This window comes from Bacillus sp. FDAARGOS_235 (assembly GCF_002073415.2).
GTDB classification, from domain to species: domain Bacteria; phylum Bacillota; class Bacilli; order Bacillales; family Bacillaceae_G; genus Bacillus_A; species Bacillus_A toyonensis.
In genome coordinates this window covers 3099334-3122084 of sequence record NZ_CP020437.2, presented here as the reverse complement: position 1 = coordinate 3122084, position 22751 = coordinate 3099334, and the positions used below count along the sequence as shown (strand labels likewise).

Below are 22751 nucleotides of genomic sequence, written 5' to 3'. Positions count from 1 at the left end.
ACCTGTGCAAAATAAGTATAGAATTTATATATATTTTTTAGGCAATCACAAAAAATAAAAAGGGAAGTTTATATGTATATACCGTAGGTGATATAAATGAAAAAACAAACACATGTAAGTATTCTTATAATCATTTTATTGTTTTCTATCGCAATTCATTACGTAGCCATGCTCTTTCTATATGAATACTCATTTCCCTTTCAAATATTAATTGGAATGAGTACCCTATTAATTGATATTATCGCTTGTAGTTATATATTTTATTTTACAAATACGAAACAAGGGTTATCCCGTTTATTTTGGATCATATTATCTGTTGGGGCTCTCTCTTATTTCATTGGTGATATAGTTGTTTCCTATCAACGTTTAATTTTAAAGGACTACTATACGTTTGTTGATCCGTCTGACTTTTTTTACCTACTTTTTTTAATTAGCTTTGCACTTGCCTTTCTATACGAGATCATTTATAACCGGGACTTATTAGAAAAGCTTTTTATGATATGTGATATTTGTATTATCGTTACAGCCCAATTTACTTTAAGTTACTACTTACTTATTGAGCAAACCATTCACGTTTTCACAACATCCTATATCGATATATTTGTTCAACTTACCTATCCAATGGCTGATTTACTCTTTCTTTTAATTGGAATCAACCTTTTATTCAGACCATTATCCTTATTACCAAAACAAGTTGGTGCACTTCTTGGTAGTGCTTTAATTTTGTATGCTACTACAGATGCTATTTATGCTTATATAAAATATTTCACACCAGCGTATTCTATGTTTACAGTTACTCCGTTCTATCAAGTTGTTTTAGTGCTAGCAGCAATCGCCTGTATTCTTCATACGAAAGAGCCTGAAAAACAAGAGCAGGTACTATTAACGCCTAAATTTTGGGAATCAATCCGATTATTATTACCTTATATTTCTGTAGTAATGCTTATTATTTTTATATTGGCCGAATATGTTTTTGCCCCCATTGTAGTAATCGGGCTTATAATAACTTTCACTTTCGTTCTCATACGCCATAGTTTAGTTCGAAAACAAAATAAAATATTATTACTAGCCCAAATGCAATTCAACTTGGAACTCGAGAAACAAATTGAACTACGTACAGAAGATTTAGTAGAACAAAAAAATGAGCTCTATCATAACCAACAAATGTTTAAATCTTTATACGAGCACCATCCAGATCCAATCTTCACATTAGATTTGTACGGCAATTTTCTTAAAGTTAATAACGCTGGTACTACTTTACTAGGGTATCAAACGAATGAATTATTAAATCAACCTTACTACTCACTCATATACGAAGAAGATTTAGAAGAAATTATTAACGCCTTTCATCGCGTAAAAAAGGGGAATTCTATCTCTTTAGAAATACGAGCGTATCACAAAAACAGAGATATTTACTACTTGCATGTTACAGCTGTTCCCATCTTTTTAAAGGATCATATTTCAGGGGTCTACTTAATGATTAAAGATATTACGGAAAGCAAACAACAACAAGAACAAATTAATTTCCTAGCATATCATGATACTTTAACTGAACTTGCAAATCGCCGTGCATTTCATCAATATTTAGAAAAGGCGATTGCACGAGCAAAAATATCGAAAAGCTCCTTTGCTGTTATGTTTCTCGATTTAGACCGCTTTAAGGTTATTAATGATACTCTCGGGCATCGGGTGGGAGACCTCCTATTAATTGCAGTAGCCAAAAGGCTCGAACGATTATCAACACAGCATATGAAACTTGCTCGACTAGCTGGGGATGAGTTCACAATCCTCATCGAAAATTATAAAAAAAGGACAGATGTAAAAAAAATAGCTGATATGATTGTAGTGGCCATGAACAAACCATTCGAAATCGAAAATCAGCATTTACGAATCTCACCGAGTATCGGGATTGCAATATACCCTGAAGCAGGCGAAGACCCACTTTCTATTTTACAACATGCCGATATGGCCATGTACGAAGCAAAAAATAAAGGAAAAAATCGTAGTTCTCTTTATACGAAAGAACTATATAAGAAAATAGAACGAAAAGCTCGAATCGAAAAGGATTTGCCACTCGCTTTAGTAAACAAGGAATTTTATCTCGTCTATCAGCCACAAATTGATACGACAACAAATAAAATTATCGGCGCTGAAGCATTAATACGTTGGAAACATCCACTATTAGGTGACATTTCACCATGTGAGTTCATTCCAATTGTAGAAGAAACGCCACAAGTCGTTCCACTTGGACATTGGGTATTAAAAGAAGCCTGTCTCCAATTAAAAATATGGCATACCTTTGGCTATCAAAATTTAAAAATAAGCGTTAATTTATCAGCAAAAGAGTTCCAACAAAATCAATTAATCGAAAACATTTCACAAATATTAAACGACGTGCAGGTCGATCCAAAACATGTCACACTTGAGTTAACAGAACGAATTGCGATGATTAATGAAAAAGAAACACTATCGAGACTGAAGCAATTAAAAGAATACGGCATTCAAACGGCCATTGATGACTTCGGTACTGGCTATTCTTCTCTCGCTTATTTATCAATTTTCCCTATCGATACATTAAAGGTACCAAGAGAATTTACACAACTAGCCGATCATCGCCCTGAAGAAAGAGCCATCTTTTCCACTATCCTTTCTCTTGCAAATACTTTAAATCTCTCTGTCATTGCTGAAGGAATTGAAACGGAAAAACAACTTAAGTTTCTACAAAAAAACAACTGTAAATATATGCAAGGTTACTATTTCAGTAAACCTTTAACAAGTAAACAGTTTATAAAATTTCTACAAAAAACACCCAGTATGAACAATTAGTTCACACTGGGTGTTTTTATCCCGCTATTTGCGAGAGTGAAAGTTCATTATCATTTTGGGATGAACAAAGCCCCCAATGATAACAGTTTCACTTTATATTGTTGTAGTTTTTTTCTCGTAATATTCTTCTGCAATCTCTTCGTAAAATGCTGAAGCTGTCGTATAGAAATATGGAATTAACCAGAGGAATCCAATCCCTAATGTAATACAACTTAATATAAACCAACCAATAAAACTTAAACATAAAATGAAATACTCCATTTTATGCCCATCCATCATACGACGACTTTCTGTAATAGCTTGATTCAATGAATACTCGGGATGATCGTTTATAATAAAATACGTCATCGCATAAGAAAATGATTTAATAATGCCTGGAATAATGAAAAGTAAAGTCCATAAAAGAAGATAAAGATTCACTAGTAAATATACTAAAAATGATTTTAAAAATCTTTTCCCCTCTGTAAACCAAACAAATATATTGCCGATACTAGCTTGTTTTTCACGAATGATATTTAAAGCCAGATAATACCCCCCTAAAGTTAATGGTCCGGTAACAAAAAGTGTAAGAATATCTATCGAAAATGAACCAGTTGTATCTTGCCAACCGAAAGTTGAAGAAAATCCCCACTTAACACTAAAACTAAACATCGTGATAAGAATTGAAATTAATAATGTTGCCCCAACAGCTAAGCCCCATTTTCCTTCTAGAGAGTCTAACGCTTCTCCTTTTAAATCACTAATCATAATTAGCCTCCTATACGTAACAATTCTATTAGTATAGCATGTTCTTACCGCAATTCATCTTTTGAAATATAACGATAAAAATGAGATGTCGTTGTACCCATATACGGACTAAGCCAAAGAAAACCTATTCCAAATGTCAAAATCGCTAAAATAACCCACCCTATAAAACTAAGCCATAAAAGAAACAAATCTAACTTATGTCCCTTCATAAGACTCTTACTTTCTTTCATTGCTTGTGACACACTATATTCTGGATTTCCAATCATTACATAGTACGTCATTGCATAAGAAAAATACATCACAATCATGCCAACGATTGAAATAGCTAATAGTACGAAGAAAGCAATTGCAAATGACGTATTCCCTTCTTCACCTAACAATGCAAATAAGCCTATTAACAACATCGGAATCCATGTACCTGTATATAACAAAATCGCAAGCATTGCCCACATTGTTTTCATCATTCTTTTAAAACCACGAAATCCTTCGAATAAGTAATCTACTTTAGCACCTTCTCGTTTACTAATCTGTAGACATACATTCGTATAACCGTATGATGTAATACCATACGATGCGTTACTCAAAATTATCATGATACAATAAAATACCCCAAATGTAATAGCTGCTCCAATTGATATTGTTTCCCCTTCAATTGAACCAGCGAAGCTAACAATTAAAAAAAATAGAATAAGTCCTGGAATTAAAAGTATAAGCATTGCAGCCATTGAAACAACATAACTTAAAATAAAATATAAAATCGTTGATCCAACACCTAGTCCCCAATTCCCCTTTAAAGAGTGCAACGCTTCTCGTTTCATTTCACCGATCATTGATTCATCCCCTTTATGAAATATAAATTGTTGTACATTCTCTACTTATACAACCATCAATGCAATTATACCATTTTTGTAAAATTATCCATAAAATACAATAAAAAAATCCGTAAAGGTTTTACCTTTACGGATTTTTTTATTTCATATCGGAAACGTTTAAACGGTTCACAGCACGTTGTAATGCCATTTCTGCACGTTTAAAGTCAACATGTGCTTGTTTGTCTTGCATACGTTGCTCAGCGCGACGCTTCGCTTCATTTGCACGATGGATATCGATATGGTTTGCTTCTTCAGCAGATGATGATAATACAGTTACTTTATCTGGACGAACTTCGATAAAGCCACCGCTAACTGCTACATAATCAGTGTGTCCACCATTTTTCAGACGAACTGCACTAATTTTTAATGGTGCAACAGTTGGAATGTGACCTGGTAAGATCCCCATTTCCCCACTCTCTGCTTTTACACTTACCATCTCTACTTCTTTTTCGTAAACCGGTCCATCAGGAGTTACAATACTGACTGGAAATGTCTTCATACTTCGTCCCTCCTAAGGCCTTACGCCATCATTTTCTTCGCGTTTTCAATAACTTCTTCAATGCCACCAACAAGGCGGAATGCATCTTCTGGAAGGTCATCATATTTTCCTTCTAGAATTTCTTTGAAACCACTAACTGTATTTTTTACAGGTACATAAGAACCTTTTTGACCTGTAAACTGCTCAGCTACGTGGAAGTTTTGAGATAAGAAGAATTGAATACGACGAGCACGATGTACAACTAACTTATCTTCTTCAGATAACTCATCCATACCTAAGATAGCGATGATGTCTTGAAGCTCTTTATAACGTTGTAAAGTTTGCTGTACTTGACGAGCTACTTCATAATGCTCTTCTCCTACGATTTCTGGAGAAAGTGCACGAGATGTAGATGCTAATGGATCTACGGCTGGGTAAATACCCATTTGCGTTAAACGACGCTCTAAGTTTGTTGTTGCATCTAAGTGAGCGAACGTTGTAGCTGGTGCTGGGTCAGTATAGTCATCGGCTGGTACATATACCGCTTGGATAGACGTGATAGACCCTTTATTTGTAGATGTAATACGCTCTTGTAATTGACCCATTTCTGTTGCAAGTGTTGGTTGGTAACCTACCGCAGATGGCATACGACCAAGAAGGGCAGATACTTCAGAACCCGCTTGCGTGAAACGGAAGATGTTATCGATGAACAATAGTACGTCTTGTCCTTGCTCATCACGGAAATGCTCAGCCATTGTTAAACCTGTTAATGCAACACGTTGACGTGCTCCAGGTGGCTCGTTCATTTGTCCGAATACCATCGCAGTTTTCTTGATTACGCCAGAATCACTCATTTCGTGGTATAAGTCATTACCCTCACGAGTACGCTCACCTACACCAGCGAATACAGAGATACCACCGTGCTCTTGTGCGATGTTGTTAATTAATTCCTGAATTAATACTGTTTTACCTACGCCGGCACCACCGAATAGACCGATTTTACCACCCTTAATGTAAGGAGCAAGTAAGTCTACTACTTTAATACCAGTTTCAAGAATTTCTACTTTAGTAGATAACTCTTCGAATGCAGGTGCTTGACGGTGAATTGGATCACGGTGTACATCCGCAGGAAGTTCACCATCTAAGTCAATTGCATCACCTAATACGTTAAATACACGACCAAGTGTTGCATCACCAACTGGTACAGAGATTGCTTTACCAGTATCTTCTACTTCTGTGCCACGAACAAGTCCATCTGTGGAAGACATTGCAACTGTACGAACTGTGTCATCACCTAAATGAAGTGCAACTTCAAATGTTAAGTTAATGTTTGCTCCGTTTTCGTTGCTTTGTTTTACCGTAAGGGCGTTGTAGATTTCTGGTAGCTTTCCGCCATCAAACTTAACGTCTACAACCGGACCCATGATTTGCGTAACGCGCCCTTTATTCATCGGGTTCCCTCCTAGCTTTCTTTTAATTAGCCAGCTTTCTAAGAGAAGTCGGCTTTTAATTTTTTATTAGTTTATAGCTTATGCGACTCTTTTGACAGAGCCGCTTCCACTTTTTATTGAATCTAGTTCCAGCGGCTAGAACAGTCGGTCATTTCGCGCCTTCCTGCGAGGCAAATTACGCCTCTTCGTCAGGAGCTCCAATGCCCTCCTGTTCTGGACGAGCCGCTTCCACTTTTTATTACTATTCTAACGCTGCTGCTCCACCAACGATTTCCGTAATTTCTTGCGTAATCGCTGCTTGACGTGCACGGTTGAATGAAAGTGTAAGTGAATCGATAACTTCCATTGCGTTGTCTGTAGCACTCTTCATTGCTGTCATACGCGCCGCGTGCTCACTTGCTTTACCGTCTAGTAATGCACCGTACACTAAGCTTTCTGCGTATTGTGGCAATAATACTTTTAATATTTCTTCTTCAGAAGGTTCGAATTCATAAGCTGTCGTCGGTTTGTCAGACGCCACATCAGTAAGCGGTAAAATTTTATTTTCCGTTACTTCTTGTGAAATTTTACTTACGTAATGGTTGTAGTAAATATACAGCTCATCATAAGCACCATCTGCGAACATCGCAATTGCTCGAGAAGCAAGATCTTTAATATCAGTAAATGATGGGTGGTCAGATAATCCAACTACTTCATCAATGATGTTAAATCCGCGACGTTTTAAATAATCACGTCCTAGTCGGCCAAGCACAATAATTGAATATTGGTTTGAATCCATATTATGACGTTCACGAATCACGTTACTAACTGTACGTAATACGTTACTGTTATAACCACCTGCTAGTCCGCGATCAGATGTAATAACGATGTATCCTGTACGCTTTACAGGACGCGCATTTAGCATTGGATGATTAATTCCTTTACTTCCTTGCGCAATGCTCGCTACTACTTCTTGAATCTTTTCCATATACGGAACGAAAGATTTAGCATTTTGCTCTGCACGGTTTAACTTAGATGCAGATACCATCTCCATCGCTTTCGTAATTTGACTCGTTTTCTTTGTCGAGGTAATCTTCGCTTTTATATCGCGTAAAGATGCCACAGGTTTTCACCACCTTTTTTCCGGAAGTTGGCACGATTAGTAAGAATCCTCTTCCTAATCTACGTTGCAAGATATTCTTGCTCATGATTGAAGGAAAAGAATAGGTGCACCTACTCTTTTCCTCTACATAACCGTCAGCAATCTCAGAACCTGAGATGCCTTTTATATATACTATCTAGCTCCAGCGGCTTGAATGCTCGGTGGCTTCACTTCACATTCAAATCGAGCCGCTTCCGCTTTTATTAATTACTCAGAAGCTACGAATACTTTTTTAAATCCGTTAATTGCTACTGCAAATTTGTCGTCATCCGCAAGTTTCTTAGTTGTGCGGATTTCGCTTAATAAGTCAGCTGCATTTGAATCTAACCAAGCATGGAATTCTTCTTCGAAACGAGTGATATCGACTACTGGGATATCATCTAGGAATCCACGTGTTAAAGCGTAAAGAATGATAACTTGTTTCTCTACACGTAACGGTTTGTGTAATCCTTGTTTTAATACCTCAACTGTACGAGCACCACGGTTTAGTTTCGCTTGCGTTGCTTTATCAAGGTCAGAACCGAACTGAGCGAACGCTTCTAACTCACGGTAAGATGCAAGGTCAAGACGAAGTGTACCTGATACTTTACTCATTGCTTTAATCTGAGCAGATCCACCTACACGTGATACAGAAGTACCCGCATCGATCGCTGGACGTACGCCAGAGAAGAATAGGTCAGATTGTAAGAAGATTTGTCCATCCGTAATCGAGATTACGTTTGTTGGGATGTAAGCTGATACGTCCCCTGCTTGTGTTTCGATGAAAGGTAGTGCAGTTAAAGAACCGCCGCCTCTTGCATCACTTAATTTTGCTGCACGCTCTAATAAGCGAGAATGTAAGTAGAATACATCCCCTGGATATGCTTCACGACCTGGAGGACGACGTAATAGTAATGAAAGCTCACGGTAAGCCGCTGCTTGTTTTGATAAGTCATCATATACTACTAATACGTGTTTACCATTGTACATGAACTCTTCACCCATTGTTACACCAGCGTAAGGAGCTAAGTATAATAATGGAGCTGGTTGAGAAGCTGATGCAGTTACAACGATTGTGTAATCTAATGCGCCGTGCTTACGTAGTGTTTCTACTACGTTACGTACAGTTGATTCTTTTTGTCCGATAGCTACATAGATACAAATCATATCTTCATCTTTTTGATTAATGATTGTATCAAGTGCAACTGCTGTTTTACCTGTTTGACGGTCACCGATGATTAACTCACGTTGACCACGGCCAATTGGTACAAGAGCATCGATCGCTTTAATACCTGTTTGAAGTGGCTCATGAACAGATTTACGATCCATTACACCTGGTGCTGGACTTTCGATTGGACGAGTGTTTGTTGTATTGATTGGGCCTAAACCATCAACTGGTTGACCTAATGGGTTTACAACACGACCGATTAGTTCTTTCCCTACTGGTACTTGCATGATGCGACCAGTACGACGAACTTCGTCACCTTCACGGATTTCTGTGTAAGGTCCTAAAATAATGATACCTACATTGTTTTCTTCTAAGTTTTGTGCTAGCCCCATAACGCCGTTAGAGAACTCTACAAGTTCACCAGCCATAACGTTATCAAGACCATGAGCACGCGCGATACCGTCACCAACTTGGATAACTGTACCAACATCACTAACTTCGATTTCAGACTGATAGTTCTCGATTTGTTGCTTTATCAGTGCGCTAATTTCTTCAGCTCTGATGCTCATGTGCTTCACCCCTATCTATTCTTCATTAATTCACGTTGAATACGTGCTAATTTTCCTTGTAAACTTCCATCATAAATGCGATTTCCAATACGTACTTTAATGCCGCCTAGTAAATCTTCATCTACAACATTTTTTACGCGAATTGCATCTTTTCCCGTTCTCTTTGCAAATGCTTCTGCAACGTTAAGCTTCTCTTCTTCAGATAGAAGACGAGTAGAATACACAGTTGCATCCGCTACGTTACGTTCTTCATTAGCAAGAACAACATATTCATCTGCAATTTCAGGTAAGATTTCAATGCGCTTGTTATCAATTAAAATATATAACGTATTTAAAATAGATTCAGAAACAGATCCGAATACGTTTGCAAGAAACGTTTTCTTCTGCTCTTTTGAAATGTTCGGTTGCGTTAAAAAGCTATGTAGTTCTCCGTTCTTTACATAAACGTTTTGTACAAGGCGTAATTCCTCTTCAAACATTTCTAATACGTGTTTTTCTTTTGCAATTTTAAAAAGAGCGACAGCATAACGTTTTGCTACAATCCCATTGCTCATCGCGCTTCTCCTACTTCTTTAATATAATCGCGAATTAACTTCACTTGATCTTCTTCTTTTAACTCTTTTTCAATTACTTTAGAAGCAATTTGAACAGATAAAGAAGCGACTTGTTCTTGTAAAGCAGCAATCGCTTGCTCTTTTTCGCGTTGAATTTCTTGTACAGCAGATGCTTTAATTGATTCTGCTTCTTCTTTCGCAGCAGCAACAATCACATCTTTTTGATCTACAGCTTGTTTTTTCGCTCTTTCGATTAACTCTTGTGCTTCAACACGCGATTGTTTTAACATTTCACGTTGTTCTTCTACTAATTTCTTCGCTTCAGCGTTACTTCTTTCTGCAGCGTCGATTTCACTAGTAACATGCTCTTCACGTTCTTTCATAATTCCCATTAAAGGACCCCACGCAAATTTGCGTAGCATTACTAATAGAAGTAAGAAAATGAACAATGTATAAGCAATCGTTCCAAATGGAATGGCAGCCCCTAATAATAAAGTTGGCACAAGGATTCACTCCCTTCAAAATATCTAAATTGATCATATGAAAAAAAAAGACATACGTTTCGTTCATAAAGCAATGGCGAAGAAAGTTCAAAAAACACTCTTCGCCATCTATGTAAGGGGAGTCTCCCTTATTTGTTCATTACGATGAAAGCAATAACTACACCGATGATTGGAAGTGCCTCAACTAAAGCAACCCCGATGAACATAATTGTTTGAAGTGCGCCTTTTAATTCTGGTTGACGAGCAACACCTTCGATTGTACGTGATACGATAAGACCGTTACCAATACCTGCACCTAATGCTGATAAACCAATTGCAATTGCAGCTGCGATTACACCTAAACTCATTTAATTTGTCCTCCTTTGTATTATAAAAAAATAAATTTTTTCTTACTTAAATTATATTAATGGTCATGGCTTACTTTATGAGCCATATAAACCATCGTTAACATAACGAAAATAAATGACTGGATTGATCCAACGAATACACTGAATCCCATCCATGCTAACATCGGTACAAGCGCACCTAATGCTCCAAGAACTGATGCTCCGCCTAACTTAGCAAGTAATCCTAACAGGATTTCACCTGCATAAATGTTACCGAACAAACGAAGACCTAACGTTAATGTGTTAGCAAACTCCTCAATAACCTTTAATGGGAATAAGAATTTCATAGGTTGGAAATAACCTTTAACGTATTCTTTCGTACCCTTCATCTTAATTCCATAATAATGGGTGAGGGTAACTACCATCACGGCTAATGTTAATGTAACTGCTGGATCAGACGTTGGTGATCTCCACCATGCAATATGTTCGCCAGCCTCAACTGTTGAATACATGAATGGTAAACCAAGGAAGTTCGATACGATGATAAACATGATAAGCGTAACGCCAAGCGTTAAGAAACGTCCACCTGTTTTCCAGTCCATCGTACTATTGATAATCCCTTTCACGAAGTCAAACACCCATTCCATGAAATTTTGCATTCCTGTTGGGCGAAGAGCTAAGCTGCGAGTTCCTATAACTGCGATTAAGAAAACAATAACTGCTGCTACAGTAACCATCATAACTGATGACAAATCGAACGTTAAACCTAGAAATTCAACTAATTTACCGTGTTCCACTAGTAATTCACCTCTCTTCCCTGCTCTTATACTCTAAATAAAGAAAATCTATGATCATGACAAGATATCCTGTCAGCAATCCTACACCTAAGCCCCACATCGCAATTAACTCTTGATATTTGGCTGCAAATAAAATTAATAACCCAATTGTCGCGAATCTCGAATATGTACTTACCGCTGTTGCCTTAAACTTCACGTTTTCTCCATTCGTTACGCGATCTAACAGCTTGTCTGTTCTACGTGCAATGATGCGCAAACTAAGAAAACTGAAAATCGTTCCGATAATCAGCCCAAGAAATACATCCTTGTAAGAGGTGAATCCCCATCCTAGCACTAGAAGCGCAAGCAAGTAGTACATATATTTCTTTTGTCTTTGGACAAGTCCATGTACGTCTATCATCATTGCTCTCCCGAATAGTAATGTCGAATGAGTCGAATCATTGCGTATACCCCTGTTCCTAATCCTAGTAATAAACCTATAATAAGAAACAATGGAAACGTTCCAACCTTATTATCAATCCACTGCCCACCAAAGATTCCAATAAGAATAGAACCGACTAATTGAGCAAGAATTCCTGACATTAAAGCATAAGCTTTTATATGGCTGCGGTCGTTTTTTTGCAAGGATTCATCCCTCCAATATGTAACCCTCATTCACGATGTGTTAATAATAACTCATTTTTTTGCATAAATCCTATACAAAATAAAAAGTTTACATTTTCGTCACGGAATAGATGTATTTTTGTCACTGAAAGCCCTACCATCTATCCCCGTTGTTAGCATACAATAGGGTATTAACAGTGTCAACGAGAAATCGTAAAAAATCAAAAAATTTGAGTATTAGGCATTTCCTCCCAAAAATGAAAACGTTCCCCTTCTAAATACTGGTTAGAGATATGCAATTTCTAACAGTTTTCTCTTTATAATAGAAGGAAATGTTCACAAGTTTGTCACTATTATATTTTTAAGATATAACGCTTTCCTTCCATAATATAGTGCTCCTTAGACGTAAGACTTCTATATTATATGTGTTGTGTATGCAACTTATGTTGTATACACGTTGCATATTTATCCCCCTCCCCTGCCTGCATACCCGGGACAAAAAAAGACGAGTAGGGAATTCCCTCTCGTCAGTTGTCTTACTTCGTTCCGAATAAACGGTCACCAGCATCACCAAGACCTGGCACTACATAACCGTGGTCATTTAACTTTTCATCTAATGCTGCTACATAAATATCAACATCAGGATGCTCTTCTTGTACTACTTTTACTCCTTCTGGAGCAGCTACGATACACATTAATTTAATTTGTTTCGCACCGCGTTTTTTCAGAGAGTTAATTGCTTCAGCTGCAGAACCACCTGTTGCTAGCATCGGATCTAGTACGATAAAGTCACGCTCTTCTACATCCGTTGGAAGTTTCACATAGTATTCTACCGGTTGCAATGTTTCAGGGTCACGGTATAAACCAACGTGTCCTACTTTTGCTGCTGGAATTAATTTCAGAATTCCATCAACCATTCCTAAACCTGCACGTAAAATCGGAATTAAACCAAGTTTTTTACCAGCGATCACTTTTGTTGTCGCTTTACTTACAGGCGTTTCAATTTCAATGTCTTTAAGTGGAAGGTCGCGAGTAATTTCGAAAGCCATTAAGCTTGCTACTTCGTCCACTAATTCACGAAAATCTTTCGTACCTGTATTCTTATCGCGAATATATGTAATCTTATGTTGAATTAACGGGTGATCAAATACATACAGTTTTCCCATGTGAATCTCTCCTTTAGATGATATTCATGCGTTTGCACGCTTTTTTACACTATTTACGATTGTAAAGAAAACGCTACTAATATTCAAGGGCAAATTTGGCAAAATCATGATTTTACGATGAATCTATCTAGTATCTTTACCAATAATGGGAGCTGTATCCTTCATTATATCGCCAAAATTTATTCATCATTTGTATACATACTTTAAAAACAATATATGTCCTCAAAAAAAACTGCTAAAACAAGTACGTTTCAGCAGTCTTTTTCAATCTATTATAGATCTGTATACATTGGGAATTTGCTCGTTAACGCTTCTACACGCTTACGTGCTTCTTCTAATGCAGCTTCATTTTCATGATTTTTTAATGTATAAGCAATAAGTGCAGCAATTTCATCCATGTCTTCTAAACCGAAACCACGAGATGTTACAGCTGCCGTACCGATACGTACGCCACTTGTTACAAATGGGCTTGCTGTTTCAAATGGGATTGTATTTTTGTTCACTGTAATACCAACTTCATCTAATACGTGCTCCGCTACTTTACCTGTGATTTCTAAATTACGAACATCAATCAAGATTAAGTGATTGTCTGTTCCACCAGAAACAAGTGTAAGTCCTTCTTTTTGAAGGCCTTCAGCTAAGCGGTTCGCATTATTAATGATATTTTGTGCATATGTTTTAAAGTCATCTTGAAGCACCTCACCAAATGCAACAGCTTTTGCAGCGATTACATGCATAAGTGGGCCACCTTGAATACCAGGGAAGATTGATTTATCAATTTGTTTTGCAAATTGCTCTTCACATAAAATCATACCACCACGCGGGCCACGTAATGTTTTATGTGTTGTTGTTGTAACGAAATGTGCATGTGGTACTGGGTTTGGATGTAAACCAGCAGCTACTAAACCAGCGATATGTGCCATATCAACCATTAAGTATGCGCCCACTTCATCTGCAATCTCACGGAATCGTTTGAAATCGATAACACGAGGGTATGCACTTGCACCTGCTACGATTAATTTTGGTTTATGTTCTTTCGCTTTTGCTAATACATCATCGTAATTAATACGGTGAGAGTCAGCATCCACGCCATATTCTACGAAATTATATTGTACTCCACTGAAGTTAACAGGGCTTCCGTGTGTTAAGTGACCACCATGAGATAAATTCATACCAAGTACTGTATCGCCTTGCTCTAGAATTGTGAAATATACTGCCATGTTCGCTTGTGCACCAGAATGTGGTTGAACATTTACGTGCTCTGCACCGAAAATTTCTTTTACGCGATCACGTGCGATATCTTCTACTACGTCTACGTGTTCACAACCACCGTAGTAACGTTTTCCAGGATATCCTTCAGCATACTTATTCGTTAAAACAGAACCTTGCGCCTCCATTACTGCTTCACTTACGAAGTTCTCCGAAGCGATTAACTCAATCTTTGAACGCTGTCTTCCTAGTTCTGCCTCAATTGCAGCAAATACCTTTTCATCTTGACGTTTTAAATGATCCACCAAAATCCCCCTTTTCTGAACGAATTACATCAATTCCCAACAGTTTTTTCTTATTTATTCAGAAAAAACGAAAATTCAGGTTGTAATTCTTTCGAACCTTCATGTTTTCAACTACATTCTAACATGACTTTCTATATCATAAAAGAAAAAAAAGACCGAAAATCGGTCTTTTCTTTCTTCTATTATAAAGTCAGACAACATACCTTTTATCCTATGATGAAAAGCTGCTATATGACTTCCTCATTTTTCGCATTTAACGGCAAGTAATCGTTTCTTCCTCCGCTGCATAAACAGCACGTGCTCCACCTATTAGTTTTCCACGTGTTTTCGCCATCGTTACATGTGCATTTCCAATTTCCTTCACACTTGTACGAACTGGAACAGCTACATGCTTTAAATGCATACCAATAAATGTATCACCAATATCCATTCCAGCATCCGCTTTAATAAATTCAACTACTACCGGATCTTTCAAATTGTGATACGCATATGTCCCCAATGCACCACCTGCTGATCTAACAGGCGTAACTGTTACAATTTCAAATTGATATTTTATCGCTACTTCTCTCTCAACTACTAAAGCACGGTTTAAATGCTCGCAACATTGGAACGCTAACGCAATACCTGTTTGCTCTTGAAATTGTTTTAACTCAGAAAAAATCGCCTCTGCTACTTCCATCGTTCCTGATGTTCCAATTCTTTCTCCTAGCACTTCGCTCGTGCTACACCCCACTACAAAAATTTGACCACTTTGCAATGAAGCTTGTTCTTGGAAATCAGAAAGCGATATTTGTAGCTGTTCTCTTACCTTTACGATTTCTGTCATTACGCCTCTTCCTTTCACAGGTTGGTTCACCAAATTATATTTCACACTACTGATAGTTAGAATCTATTACTTTGTTTCGTATGTTTTAATTTTTCCTACGCGGTTTTCGTGACGGCCACCTTCATAGTCAGTTGTTAACCAAATTTTTGCGATATCACGCGCTAGACCAGCACCAATTACACGCTCGCCCATTGCTAGCATGTTAGTGTCATTATGCTCTCTCGTTGCTTTCGCACTGAAAGTATCATGAACTAACGCACAACGAATACCGTTTACTTTGTTTGCCGCGATTGACATACCGATGCCTGTCCCACAAACTAAAATACCACGATCCACTTCACCATTTGCTACCATTTCCGCTGCTGGAAATGCAAAATCAGGGTAATCAACTGAACCAGCTTCACATTCACAACCTAAATCAATATATTCAATATTTAATTCTTCTAATAAACTTACAAGTTCTTTACGGATATTCATACCGCCGTGATCAGATGCTATTACTACTTTCATTTTTACCCCTCCAAAGTTTCAATCAATTATCTTCATTTCACATTCGCTACCTCAATAGGACGAAGTGATCTCCAATATCGTATTATACACGAAACATCAACCTTCTGAATGTTTTTTCAGTAAAGTTTGTACAAGTTTTTCCATCTCATCTAACGTTTCTTTATAAATAGAAAGCGATCCTCCAAAAGGATCTGAAATGTCTTTACCTATACCTTCAGTTAGTCCATATAATGTATTCAACTTCTTTTCAACACTCGGATAGTGACCAAGTACAATTTGCTTATGATTTTCCGTCATCGTTACGACAATATCAGCCCAATCAAGCAAAGCTTCATTTACCTGCTGCGCGGCATGATCGATTGAAATTCCTTTTTCAGCTAAAGCTTCCTTCGCATATATCGATGCATCGCTTCCAGGATAGGCGAAAACACCAGCAGATTGCACTTCAAACTTATCTCCTCCATGATGACGAAGTAACGCCTCAGCCATCGGACTACGACATGTATTGCCAGTGCAAACAAATAACACTCGTTTCATCCAAACCCACCCCTTATATTGTATCTTTTCCCTTTAATAATAGCTTACATTAGGATGGAACAAAAGAAATGTGAATATACAAAAGGCGCATTTTTCTAAGAAAAATGCGCCTATCCACATATATGTGAAACCCTATTTCCAAGTGCCTAGAGTATTTTAACATACCTACTAAACATACAACAAAAAATAAGGAATCCATTTCATATGAAACGGATTCCTTTTATACAACAATTATTTCATTGTAACTTTCATTACTTCTGTTGAACCTTTTGTAGCTGTTACACCTACAGTTGTCTTAATAGACTCAGCTGCATCTGTGTTTGTAATAACGATTGGAGTAATCGTGCTTTTCGCTTTTTCACGGATTAATTCTAAGTCGAATGAGATTAATTTATCTCCAGCTTTTACAGCTTGTCCTTCAGAAACGTGAGCTTCGAAACCTTCACCTTCCATTTTTACAGTTTCTAATCCAACGTGGATTAAAATTTCTGTACCGTTTTTCGCTTTAATTCCGATAGCATGTTTCGTGTGGAATAATTGTACGATTTCACCATCAACTGGAGATACAACTACACCTTCAGTAGGATCGATTGCAACACCGTCACCCATCATACGACCAGCGAATACTGGATCTGGTACTTCTTCAATATTTTTCACTGCTCCAGTTAATGGAGCTACAATTGTTTCTTCATTTGTTTTTGAACCAAGACCGAATAATTTTTTAAACATAGGATAGTCCTCCTTATAATTTACCTAAAAGTTTATAGGGCAATCCCTAGTAAAGCTCGGGATACATGTAAGACTTCATACTTCGAATATTATACTGTAAAAACGCTTTCGAAATAAATTACGTCATTACTAATAGACTCTTATTGTAGCGCTTCACAAAATTCCAGTCAATTCTGATTGTCTGAATAACAATAAGAAGTTAACTTCTACTTATATTTTCTCTTTTTTCGCCCAACTTGTCTAGAGGTCTTTACTACATTTTATTTTTTGTCGTTAATTTGTAAAATTTAATTCAAACTTTTTTCGAAATTCACTTGACTAAAGTAAGTAACTATTTTATTATTACTTACATAAGGTAAGTTAATAAACTTTCAGGAGGTTTTCAAAAATGATGGATTTCGGTCTTCTTATTATTCGTCTTATTATAGGAATTACATTCATGGGTCATGGTGCTCAAAAATTATTCGGTTGGTTCGGTGGTTATGGCTTAAAAGGAACAGGCGGTTGGATGGAATCAATCGGTTTACGCCCTGGTGTATTTATGGCATTTATGGCTGGTGCAACTGAATTACTAGGTGGTTTCTTATTCGCATCAGGTATTTTCACTGTAATTGGTTCATTATTTATCGTTGGAACAATGTTAATGGCAATCTTCACTGTTCACGGAAAAAATGGTTACTGGGTAACACAAGACGGATTTGAATATAATTTAATGTTAATCGCTGTCGCTGTTGGTGTCGCTTTAATCGGGCCTGGCGCATACGTTTTACTTTAATATTTATCTCAATTTCAAGATGTTTACTTAAAAAGAGATTACTTCAGTATAATTGAGGTAATCTCTTTTTTACATCATTAAAAAAATATTATTTCCAGCAGGAGTTTCCCACTAACATCTTGTAAACAAACAATAAGTCGTCATATTCAGAAGGGAGATTTTAAACATGTTATCAATTAATCCAAATGAACAAACGGAAAAAGAGAATTACAAATTATTAACGGGCAGCATTATTCCACGTCCCGTCGCATTCGTTACTTCTATAACAAAAGACGGTGTATTAAATGGAGCGCCTTATAGTTATTTCAATATTGTTGCTGCTAATCCACCACTTATTTCAGTTTCTGTACAACGAAAAGCAGGAACACCGAAAGATACTTCCCGAAACGCAATGGAACAAGGAGAGTTTGTTGTACATATTTCTGACGAATCTTACATAGAAGCGATTAATGAAACAGCAGCTAACCTTCCGCCAAACGAGAGTGAAATCGAACTAGCAAAACTAACACCAATTAAAAGTGACGTCATCTCTGTTCCAGGTGTGAAAGAAGCGAACATTCGAATGGAATGCGTACTAGAACGCGCAATCCCTCTTGGCGGAACGGAAGACTCACCAGCTTGCGATCTACTAATCGGACGCATCGTTCGTTTCCACGTCGCAGAACACCTATACGAAAAAGGCCGCATTCACGCAGAAGGACTAAAACCAGTAAGCCGTCTAGCAGGACACAACTACGCAAAACTAGGAGAACAATTTGAATTAGTGCGGCCAGTTTAAAAGCAGAAGCGGCTCGCTCAGAATGGGAGGGGGATGGAGCTTCTGACGTAGAGGCGCTTTTTGCCTCGTAGGAAGACGCGAAGCCACCGACCATTCTAGCCGCTGGAGCTGGATATATTTTAAAGCGAAGGTAACTTAATTACTTCCATCAATCAATGATAAAATCCCCCGCTAAGAAGCGGGGGATTTTATTTTTATAATTCTTCCTTCTTTTCCTCTAAAGTAGGCAATTTCTCTTTTTTCGGTTTCCCAAGCTTAATTACTAAGAAATATAGGGAAAGCAATGTAATAAGAAAAACAATTAAAAAAGGGTATGGAGAATAAAAAGTACGCGCTGCCTCAGTCTTTCCGGCAACAAACTTCAATGACTCAATATCTAAAAACTCAGCAAACATTTGTACACCGAGCATACTAAACCAAAAAACAAAAAAACTAATAATAATACCAAAAACTTGCTTCAATCTCGTCATTCATCTCATCCTTTCTATATCTGTAATTTTTAGTGCAATAAATATAGTACAAACAAAATATGCACAGAAAGGAACCATCTCACCATTCACGAATTAACTTAATCCAACCTAACATCGAAATTTGCAAAATAATACCCCAAATTATAAGTCTTCTTAGCCACCGAGGAAAGAAGGTTAAAAACTTAACATACCATTCCAATAGCGTGTTCATAATTCCCTCCTACATAAAATTATATAGGAAAAAGGATATATAATCCAAATCCAACCAGAATGATACCACCTACTATCTCACCATATGTACCGAGTATACCTTTCGCATGTCTACCAATTAATAAACCAAACCACGCTAATAACATGCTAATAAATCCAAAAAGTAATATTGTAATAATCGTCTGTGCTCCGTAAATACCAAGACTAAGGCCTACCGAAAAGCTATCTATACTGACGCCAAATGCAAATACAAATAAACTAATTCCAATAGGAGCTGTTCTAGTCTCTTCGTTTTCTAAAATAGACGAATATACGATATAAAACCCTAGACCAATTAATAAAATAGCACCTGCAAAATGTGCAATTTCCCCATACTTCTCTGATAAAAAACGACCTAATACCATTCCTATAAATGGCATGATTATATGAAAAATCCCTATCGTCATACCGATATACAGGATTTGTCTTAACTTTAAGGTCATCATCCCCATACCAAGACTCACCGAGAACGCATCCATCCCTAAGGCGAATGCCATAATTATTAAAGGTATTAGCTGTTCAAACGTCATTCATGTCCCTCCTCGGACGTGCTACTTCAAAATATGCTTATCCGAGGAGAAATATTCTGTTTGCTAATCGTACATTATCATTCAGTAATAATATGATGTCCTGCTGCTTTTGTTAAGCGATTCATTATTGCATTCCCTATTCCGTCATTCGGGAACGACTCACTAAAAATAACATCCACTTCACTTGCATCGAACGTTCTAAGTACATCATATAATTTGGTCGCAACACTAGCTAAATCACTTCGCATACCACAAGATAATACGACATCTGCACTATATACATGCTGATATTCTTCTGTCGTTAATACACCTACTTTAAATCCTTCATCCTTCTTCTTATCCACAAGACGCTGAATAAACTCACGTGATCCTTCAACAATACTAAGTGGCGCTTTCGGTGCATAATGTGTATATTTCATTCCAGGTGATTTCGGTTTTTCCTTCTCGTCCTTTAAAGCTGGATCTAAAGAAACAGTACCTATTACTGCTTCCAATTGTTCTTTCGTAATCCCGCCTGGACGTAAAATTGTTGGAATCTCACTTGTACAATCGATTACAGTTGATTCAACGCCTACTCCCGTTGCCCCACCATCAACAATACCTGCAATCTTTCCATTTAAATCTTCATATACGTGAGAAGCTAACGTTGGGCTTGGACGCCCTGAACGATTCGCACTCGGTGCTGCAACCGGTACATTCGCCTCCTCAATAAGAGCGAGCGCTACTGGATGATCCGGCATTCTTACTCCAACCGTATTAAGACCTGCCGTCACCTTCTCAGAAATACCTTCTTTTCTTGGCAAAATAATCGTTAATGGTCCTGGCCAAAAGTGTTCCATTAACTTCTCCGCAACCGGCGGAATTTCATTTACAATCCCATCTAACTGAGATTTTGTACCTATGTGAACAATAAGTGGATTATCACTTGGTCTCCCTTTTGCTTCAAAAATTTTCGCAATTGCTTCATCATTCATCGCGTTTGCACCTAGCCCATATACCGTTTCCGTAGGGAAGGCAACCGCTTCGTTTTCTCTTAATAGTCTTGCTGCTTCTTGTAACTGTGGATAATATTTTTTTCTTTCCACAACATTATCCACAACCCACATATTTGTGTGCATTTTTTTCCACGTCCTTTTCTACCCTGAAATACTTGTCTATTTTTAGTTTACTATGAGATTTATCCAAAAGACAAACAAGGTTTATCCACAAAATGTGGATAAACCTAATTAATCCGTGGATAACTTTGTGAATAGCTGACAATTTAGTATTATTGCATTTGGCTCTTTTATATTTTTACAAAAGTGTTCTAGCTGTCGAATTCCCTCTGGCACTTTCTCTCTCTCTATAGTGACAAAGTCAAAAAACTGAAAGATTGTTATAGATTGTGGATGATTTGTTAGTAAGTACAATTGTCGAATATTTTTTTCTTTCATATACTGCAAAAACATTTCGAAAAAATATAAGAAAGTCTGTTTATCCACATGAGGTGTGAATAAACAAGAACGAATAAGTGCATTTTCTTCACTTTGTTCATATCCAATTACAGCTCGTATTTCTTCCGCCTCTTCCAAAATCATAAATTGTGCGTATAACTCATTTATTTTATCATCTTTTTTATTAGCTTGTCCGAAAAAAGAATGTAATCTTTCTACATCCTCTTTCGTAGCAAAATACACTTTCTTCATAATAAATCCCTCCTCATCTTTATATATGAGAAGAGACTTGTTAATAGTACTATTTAGAAAATAAAGATGTAAAAGCTTCTACAATAAATAATTTAACTTCTGGCTTTTTTTCTTCCTCTTCTACTTGTACATACTCATTTTGTTTTTCTTGCTTTTTCTCCACAGGATTCTCTACTTTTTCCACTGTTTTTGTTTCTTCTTTACTTACAGGCTGTTCTTCTACTTTTATTTCATTTTTTACTACTTTCTTTTCAGAAGCTGTTACCTTTTTTGCTACTTCCTGTTTTACAACTTTCTTTTCCTTCACCTTATCCTCTTCTATCTTTGGTGAATCGACTATATCCCCTTCAGCTTGTTCCACTTGATCTTCTTCAGGAGATTCAGCCTTCACAACATGCTCTTCTTTTCTTACAGCTGTACCACTTGAAAAATCTAAGAAACACATTGGAGGAAATAACACACACCACCAATTCGCCCCTTCACCTTTTCCAATTGTAATGAGTACCGCTTCATATTCTCCTGCTGGATAAATAAAATTCCCATATACCTTTGTAGGAAACTTTACATTCTTACCAAATTTCACTTGGAATGACTCTGTACTGCCTTCCTTTTTTAGCGTGTTTTTCACTGTTTTTTCGATTTCTGGAATATGACTTTGAATTACCTTTCGCGCCTCTTCAAATGACGTTAAATCTGCTACCCATCCATCAATTTGCGCTTTTACTTCATCGCGTACTTTACGCTTTAACGCCTGATCTTTATCTGAATCACTATTTGCTAAAATTCTTAATCGAACGGCCTCTTTCGGAATAACAGAAGGCCCTTTCGCATCAGCTTTCATATATCCAAACTGCACAAGTAACTGTGCACCAATTAATAATAGAAGAAGATAAGCAATAACTTGTTTTTTCATTTCCTCCACCGTCCCCTCTACAAACAGTGTGGACAGACTTTCATCTTTCTAAACT

At 37.2% G+C, this 22751-nt stretch carries 28 protein-coding genes; 3 read left to right on the top strand and 25 right to left on the bottom strand.

Annotated elements, in window-relative coordinates; translation table 11 throughout:
* Positions 1 to 96 precede the first annotated feature (96 nt).
* Positions 97 to 2826: a putative bifunctional diguanylate cyclase/phosphodiesterase gene (locus tag A6J74_RS17980; protein WP_000744968.1), complete on the top strand. Its 2730-nt coding sequence runs from the start codon at positions 97 to 99 to the stop codon at positions 2824 to 2826.
* A 93-nt stretch (positions 2827 to 2919) separates the two neighbouring features.
* Here the strand turns inward: A6J74_RS17980 and A6J74_RS17975 are convergent, their stop codons facing one another.
* The 19 genes from A6J74_RS17975 to A6J74_RS17885 all read right to left on the bottom strand — a co-directional run bounded on the left by A6J74_RS17975 (position 2920) and on the right by A6J74_RS17885 (position 17296).
* Complete coding sequence (locus A6J74_RS17975; protein WP_000622472.1) at positions 2920 to 3573, bottom strand: DUF975 family protein; 654 nt, start codon at positions 3571 to 3573, stop codon at positions 2920 to 2922.
* Between the two features lie 44 nt (positions 3574 to 3617).
* On the bottom strand, positions 3618 to 4403 hold the full coding sequence (locus A6J74_RS17970) for a DUF975 family protein (RefSeq protein ID WP_000578813.1): 786 nt from the start codon (positions 4401 to 4403) through the stop codon (positions 3618 to 3620).
* 139 nt (positions 4404 to 4542) lie between these two features.
* On the bottom strand, positions 4543 to 4944 hold the full coding sequence (gene atpC / locus A6J74_RS17965; RefSeq protein ID WP_000847214.1) for a F0F1 ATP synthase subunit epsilon: 402 nt from the start codon (positions 4942 to 4944) through the stop codon (positions 4543 to 4545).
* A 20-nt stretch (positions 4945 to 4964) separates the two neighbouring features.
* Positions 4965 to 6374, bottom strand: coding sequence for a F0F1 ATP synthase subunit beta (gene atpD / locus A6J74_RS17960; protein ID WP_001032588.1), 1410 nt, complete (start codon positions 6372 to 6374; stop codon positions 4965 to 4967).
* Positions 6375 to 6615: 241 nt separating this feature from the next.
* Complete coding sequence (atpG, locus tag A6J74_RS17955) at positions 6616 to 7476, bottom strand: F0F1 ATP synthase subunit gamma (protein ID WP_000157703.1); 861 nt, start codon at positions 7474 to 7476, stop codon at positions 6616 to 6618.
* Positions 7477 to 7722: 246 nt separating this feature from the next.
* Positions 7723 to 9231, bottom strand: coding sequence for a F0F1 ATP synthase subunit alpha (gene atpA, locus A6J74_RS17950; protein WP_000027516.1), 1509 nt, complete (start codon positions 9229 to 9231; stop codon positions 7723 to 7725).
* Between the two features lie 11 nt (positions 9232 to 9242).
* Positions 9243 to 9785 carry a F0F1 ATP synthase subunit delta gene (atpH, locus tag A6J74_RS17945; protein ID WP_000064687.1) on the bottom strand — a complete coding sequence of 181 codons (543 nt, stop codon included), beginning with the start codon at positions 9783 to 9785 and terminating at the stop codon, positions 9243 to 9245.
* Complete coding sequence (atpF, locus tag A6J74_RS17940) at positions 9782 to 10288, bottom strand: F0F1 ATP synthase subunit B (RefSeq protein ID WP_001142619.1); 507 nt, start codon at positions 10286 to 10288, stop codon at positions 9782 to 9784. The genes atpH and atpF overlap by 4 nt, the downstream gene beginning before the upstream one ends.
* A gap of 128 nt (positions 10289 to 10416) precedes the next feature.
* On the bottom strand, positions 10417 to 10635 hold the full coding sequence (atpE, locus tag A6J74_RS17935) for a F0F1 ATP synthase subunit C (RefSeq protein WP_000052064.1): 219 nt from the start codon (positions 10633 to 10635) through the stop codon (positions 10417 to 10419).
* Between the two features lie 56 nt (positions 10636 to 10691).
* On the bottom strand, positions 10692 to 11411 hold the full coding sequence (atpB, locus tag A6J74_RS17930) for a F0F1 ATP synthase subunit A (RefSeq protein ID WP_000399876.1): 720 nt from the start codon (positions 11409 to 11411) through the stop codon (positions 10692 to 10694).
* Positions 11412 to 11418: 7 nt separating this feature from the next.
* Positions 11419 to 11811: an ATP synthase subunit I gene (locus A6J74_RS17925; protein WP_000567600.1), complete on the bottom strand. Its 393-nt coding sequence runs from the start codon at positions 11809 to 11811 to the stop codon at positions 11419 to 11421.
* A complete protein-coding gene (locus A6J74_RS17920; RefSeq protein ID WP_001171219.1) occupies positions 11811 to 12035 on the bottom strand; it encodes an AtpZ/AtpI family protein in 225 nt (74 codons plus the stop codon). Before A6J74_RS17920 ends, A6J74_RS17925 begins: the two co-directional genes overlap by 1 nt.
* A 26-nt stretch (positions 12036 to 12061) precedes the next feature.
* The gene (locus A6J74_RS17915) at positions 12062 to 12175 is read right to left on the bottom strand and encodes a DUF4024 domain-containing protein (RefSeq protein WP_000232961.1); all 114 of its coding nucleotides are present in this window, start codon (positions 12173 to 12175) and stop codon (positions 12062 to 12064) included.
* 375 nt (positions 12176 to 12550) lie between these two features.
* Positions 12551 to 13180 (bottom strand): uracil phosphoribosyltransferase, encoded by a 630-nt coding sequence (gene upp, locus A6J74_RS17910; protein WP_000517536.1) that lies wholly within the window; start codon positions 13178 to 13180, stop codon positions 12551 to 12553.
* Positions 13181 to 13452: 272 nt separating this feature from the next.
* A complete protein-coding gene (gene glyA, locus A6J74_RS17905; protein ID WP_000349812.1) occupies positions 13453 to 14694 on the bottom strand; it encodes a serine hydroxymethyltransferase in 1242 nt (413 codons plus the stop codon).
* Between the two features lie 253 nt (positions 14695 to 14947).
* Entirely contained in the window at positions 14948 to 15520 is a 573-nt protein-coding gene (locus A6J74_RS17900) for a TIGR01440 family protein (RefSeq protein ID WP_000136360.1), read from the bottom strand.
* A gap of 66 nt (positions 15521 to 15586) precedes the next feature.
* A complete protein-coding gene (gene rpiB / locus A6J74_RS17895) occupies positions 15587 to 16030 on the bottom strand; it encodes a ribose 5-phosphate isomerase B (protein ID WP_000869542.1) in 444 nt (147 codons plus the stop codon).
* A gap of 96 nt (positions 16031 to 16126) precedes the next feature.
* Complete coding sequence (locus tag A6J74_RS17890) at positions 16127 to 16567, bottom strand: low molecular weight protein arginine phosphatase (RefSeq protein ID WP_000832365.1); 441 nt, start codon at positions 16565 to 16567, stop codon at positions 16127 to 16129.
* A gap of 231 nt (positions 16568 to 16798) precedes the next feature.
* Positions 16799 to 17296, bottom strand: a complete 498-nt coding sequence (locus tag A6J74_RS17885) for a PTS sugar transporter subunit IIA (RefSeq protein ID WP_000473666.1) — start codon at positions 17294 to 17296, stop codon at positions 16799 to 16801.
* 388 nt (positions 17297 to 17684) lie between these two features.
* Here A6J74_RS17885 and A6J74_RS17880 point away from each other — a divergent pair, with 388 nt between their 5' ends.
* Complete coding sequence (locus A6J74_RS17880; protein WP_000968621.1) at positions 17685 to 18071, top strand: DoxX family protein; 387 nt, start codon at positions 17685 to 17687, stop codon at positions 18069 to 18071.
* A gap of 166 nt (positions 18072 to 18237) precedes the next feature.
* Positions 18238 to 18849, top strand: coding sequence for a flavin reductase family protein (locus A6J74_RS17875; RefSeq protein ID WP_000949060.1), 612 nt, complete (start codon positions 18238 to 18240; stop codon positions 18847 to 18849).
* Between the two features lie 194 nt (positions 18850 to 19043).
* Here the strand turns inward: A6J74_RS17875 and A6J74_RS17865 are convergent, their stop codons facing one another.
* The 6 genes from A6J74_RS17865 to spoIIR form a co-directional block, all read right to left on the bottom strand.
* Positions 19044 to 19319: a DUF3935 domain-containing protein gene (locus A6J74_RS17865; protein ID WP_000197483.1), complete on the bottom strand. Its 276-nt coding sequence runs from the start codon at positions 19317 to 19319 to the stop codon at positions 19044 to 19046.
* A 79-nt stretch (positions 19320 to 19398) separates the two neighbouring features.
* Entirely contained in the window at positions 19399 to 19530 is a 132-nt protein-coding gene (locus A6J74_RS30465; protein WP_001094286.1) for a hypothetical protein, read from the bottom strand.
* Between the two features lie 19 nt (positions 19531 to 19549).
* A complete protein-coding gene (locus A6J74_RS17860; RefSeq protein WP_000142482.1) occupies positions 19550 to 20098 on the bottom strand; it encodes a manganese efflux pump MntP in 549 nt (182 codons plus the stop codon).
* 77 nt (positions 20099 to 20175) lie between these two features.
* Positions 20176 to 21216 (bottom strand): L-threonylcarbamoyladenylate synthase, encoded by a 1041-nt coding sequence (locus A6J74_RS17855; RefSeq protein WP_000557365.1) that lies wholly within the window; start codon positions 21214 to 21216, stop codon positions 20176 to 20178.
* A gap of 108 nt (positions 21217 to 21324) precedes the next feature.
* The gene (locus A6J74_RS17850; protein ID WP_000758449.1) at positions 21325 to 21783 is read right to left on the bottom strand and encodes a GNAT family N-acetyltransferase; all 459 of its coding nucleotides are present in this window, start codon (positions 21781 to 21783) and stop codon (positions 21325 to 21327) included.
* Between the two features lie 49 nt (positions 21784 to 21832).
* Positions 21833 to 22696 carry a stage II sporulation protein R gene (gene spoIIR / locus A6J74_RS17845; protein WP_000745080.1) on the bottom strand — a complete coding sequence of 288 codons (864 nt, stop codon included), beginning with the start codon at positions 22694 to 22696 and terminating at the stop codon, positions 21833 to 21835.
* Positions 22697 to 22751: the final 55 nt, after the last annotated feature.

Bases quoted from the DNA above. Each gene is read 5' to 3' on its own strand.
- A6J74_RS17880 (WP_000968621.1), top strand. From the start codon at position 17,685: ATGATGGATTTCGGTCTTCTTATTATTCGTCTTATTATAGGAATTACA.
- A6J74_RS17850 (WP_000758449.1), bottom strand. From the start codon at position 21,783: ATGAAGAAAGTGTATTTTGCTACGAAAGAGGATGTAGAAAGATTACAT.
- A6J74_RS17860 (WP_000142482.1), bottom strand. From the start codon at position 20,098: ATGACGTTTGAACAGCTAATACCTTTAATAATTATGGCATTCGCCTTA.
- A6J74_RS17915 (WP_000232961.1), bottom strand. From the start codon at position 12,175: ATGGTAGGGCTTTCAGTGACAAAAATACATCTATTCCGTGACGAAAAT.
- A6J74_RS17865 (WP_000197483.1), bottom strand. From the start codon at position 19,319: ATGACGAGATTGAAGCAAGTTTTTGGTATTATTATTAGTTTTTTTGTT.
- atpC (WP_000847214.1), bottom strand. From the start codon at position 4,944: ATGAAGACATTTCCAGTCAGTATTGTAACTCCTGATGGACCGGTTTAC.
- spoIIR (WP_000745080.1), bottom strand. From the start codon at position 22,696: ATGAAAAAACAAGTTATTGCTTATCTTCTTCTATTATTAATTGGTGCA.
- atpA (WP_000027516.1), bottom strand. From the start codon at position 9,231: ATGAGCATCAGAGCTGAAGAAATTAGCGCACTGATAAAGCAACAAATC.
- A6J74_RS17900 (WP_000136360.1), bottom strand. From the start codon at position 15,520: ATGACAGAAATCGTAAAGGTAAGAGAACAGCTACAAATATCGCTTTCT.
- A6J74_RS17890 (WP_000832365.1), bottom strand. From the start codon at position 16,567: ATGAAACGAGTGTTATTTGTTTGCACTGGCAATACATGTCGTAGTCCG.
- A6J74_RS17875 (WP_000949060.1), top strand. From the start codon at position 18,238: ATGTTATCAATTAATCCAAATGAACAAACGGAAAAAGAGAATTACAAA.
- A6J74_RS17975 (WP_000622472.1), bottom strand. From the start codon at position 3,573: ATGATTAGTGATTTAAAAGGAGAAGCGTTAGACTCTCTAGAAGGAAAA.
- upp (WP_000517536.1), bottom strand. From the start codon at position 13,180: ATGGGAAAACTGTATGTATTTGATCACCCGTTAATTCAACATAAGATT.
- A6J74_RS17925 (WP_000567600.1), bottom strand. From the start codon at position 11,811: ATGATAGACGTACATGGACTTGTCCAAAGACAAAAGAAATATATGTAC.
- A6J74_RS17855 (WP_000557365.1), bottom strand. From the start codon at position 21,216: ATGCACACAAATATGTGGGTTGTGGATAATGTTGTGGAAAGAAAAAAA.
- A6J74_RS17885 (WP_000473666.1), bottom strand. From the start codon at position 17,296: ATGTTTAAAAAATTATTCGGTCTTGGTTCAAAAACAAATGAAGAAACA.
- atpD (WP_001032588.1), bottom strand. From the start codon at position 6,374: ATGAATAAAGGGCGCGTTACGCAAATCATGGGTCCGGTTGTAGACGTT.
- atpH (WP_000064687.1), bottom strand. From the start codon at position 9,785: ATGAGCAATGGGATTGTAGCAAAACGTTATGCTGTCGCTCTTTTTAAA.
- rpiB (WP_000869542.1), bottom strand. From the start codon at position 16,030: ATGAAAGTAGTAATAGCATCTGATCACGGCGGTATGAATATCCGTAAA.
- A6J74_RS17970 (WP_000578813.1), bottom strand. From the start codon at position 4,403: ATGATCGGTGAAATGAAACGAGAAGCGTTGCACTCTTTAAAGGGGAAT.
- atpE (WP_000052064.1), bottom strand. From the start codon at position 10,635: ATGAGTTTAGGTGTAATCGCAGCTGCAATTGCAATTGGTTTATCAGCA.
- A6J74_RS17980 (WP_000744968.1), top strand. From the start codon at position 97: ATGAAAAAACAAACACATGTAAGTATTCTTATAATCATTTTATTGTTT.
- A6J74_RS30465 (WP_001094286.1), bottom strand. From the start codon at position 19,530: ATGAACACGCTATTGGAATGGTATGTTAAGTTTTTAACCTTCTTTCCT.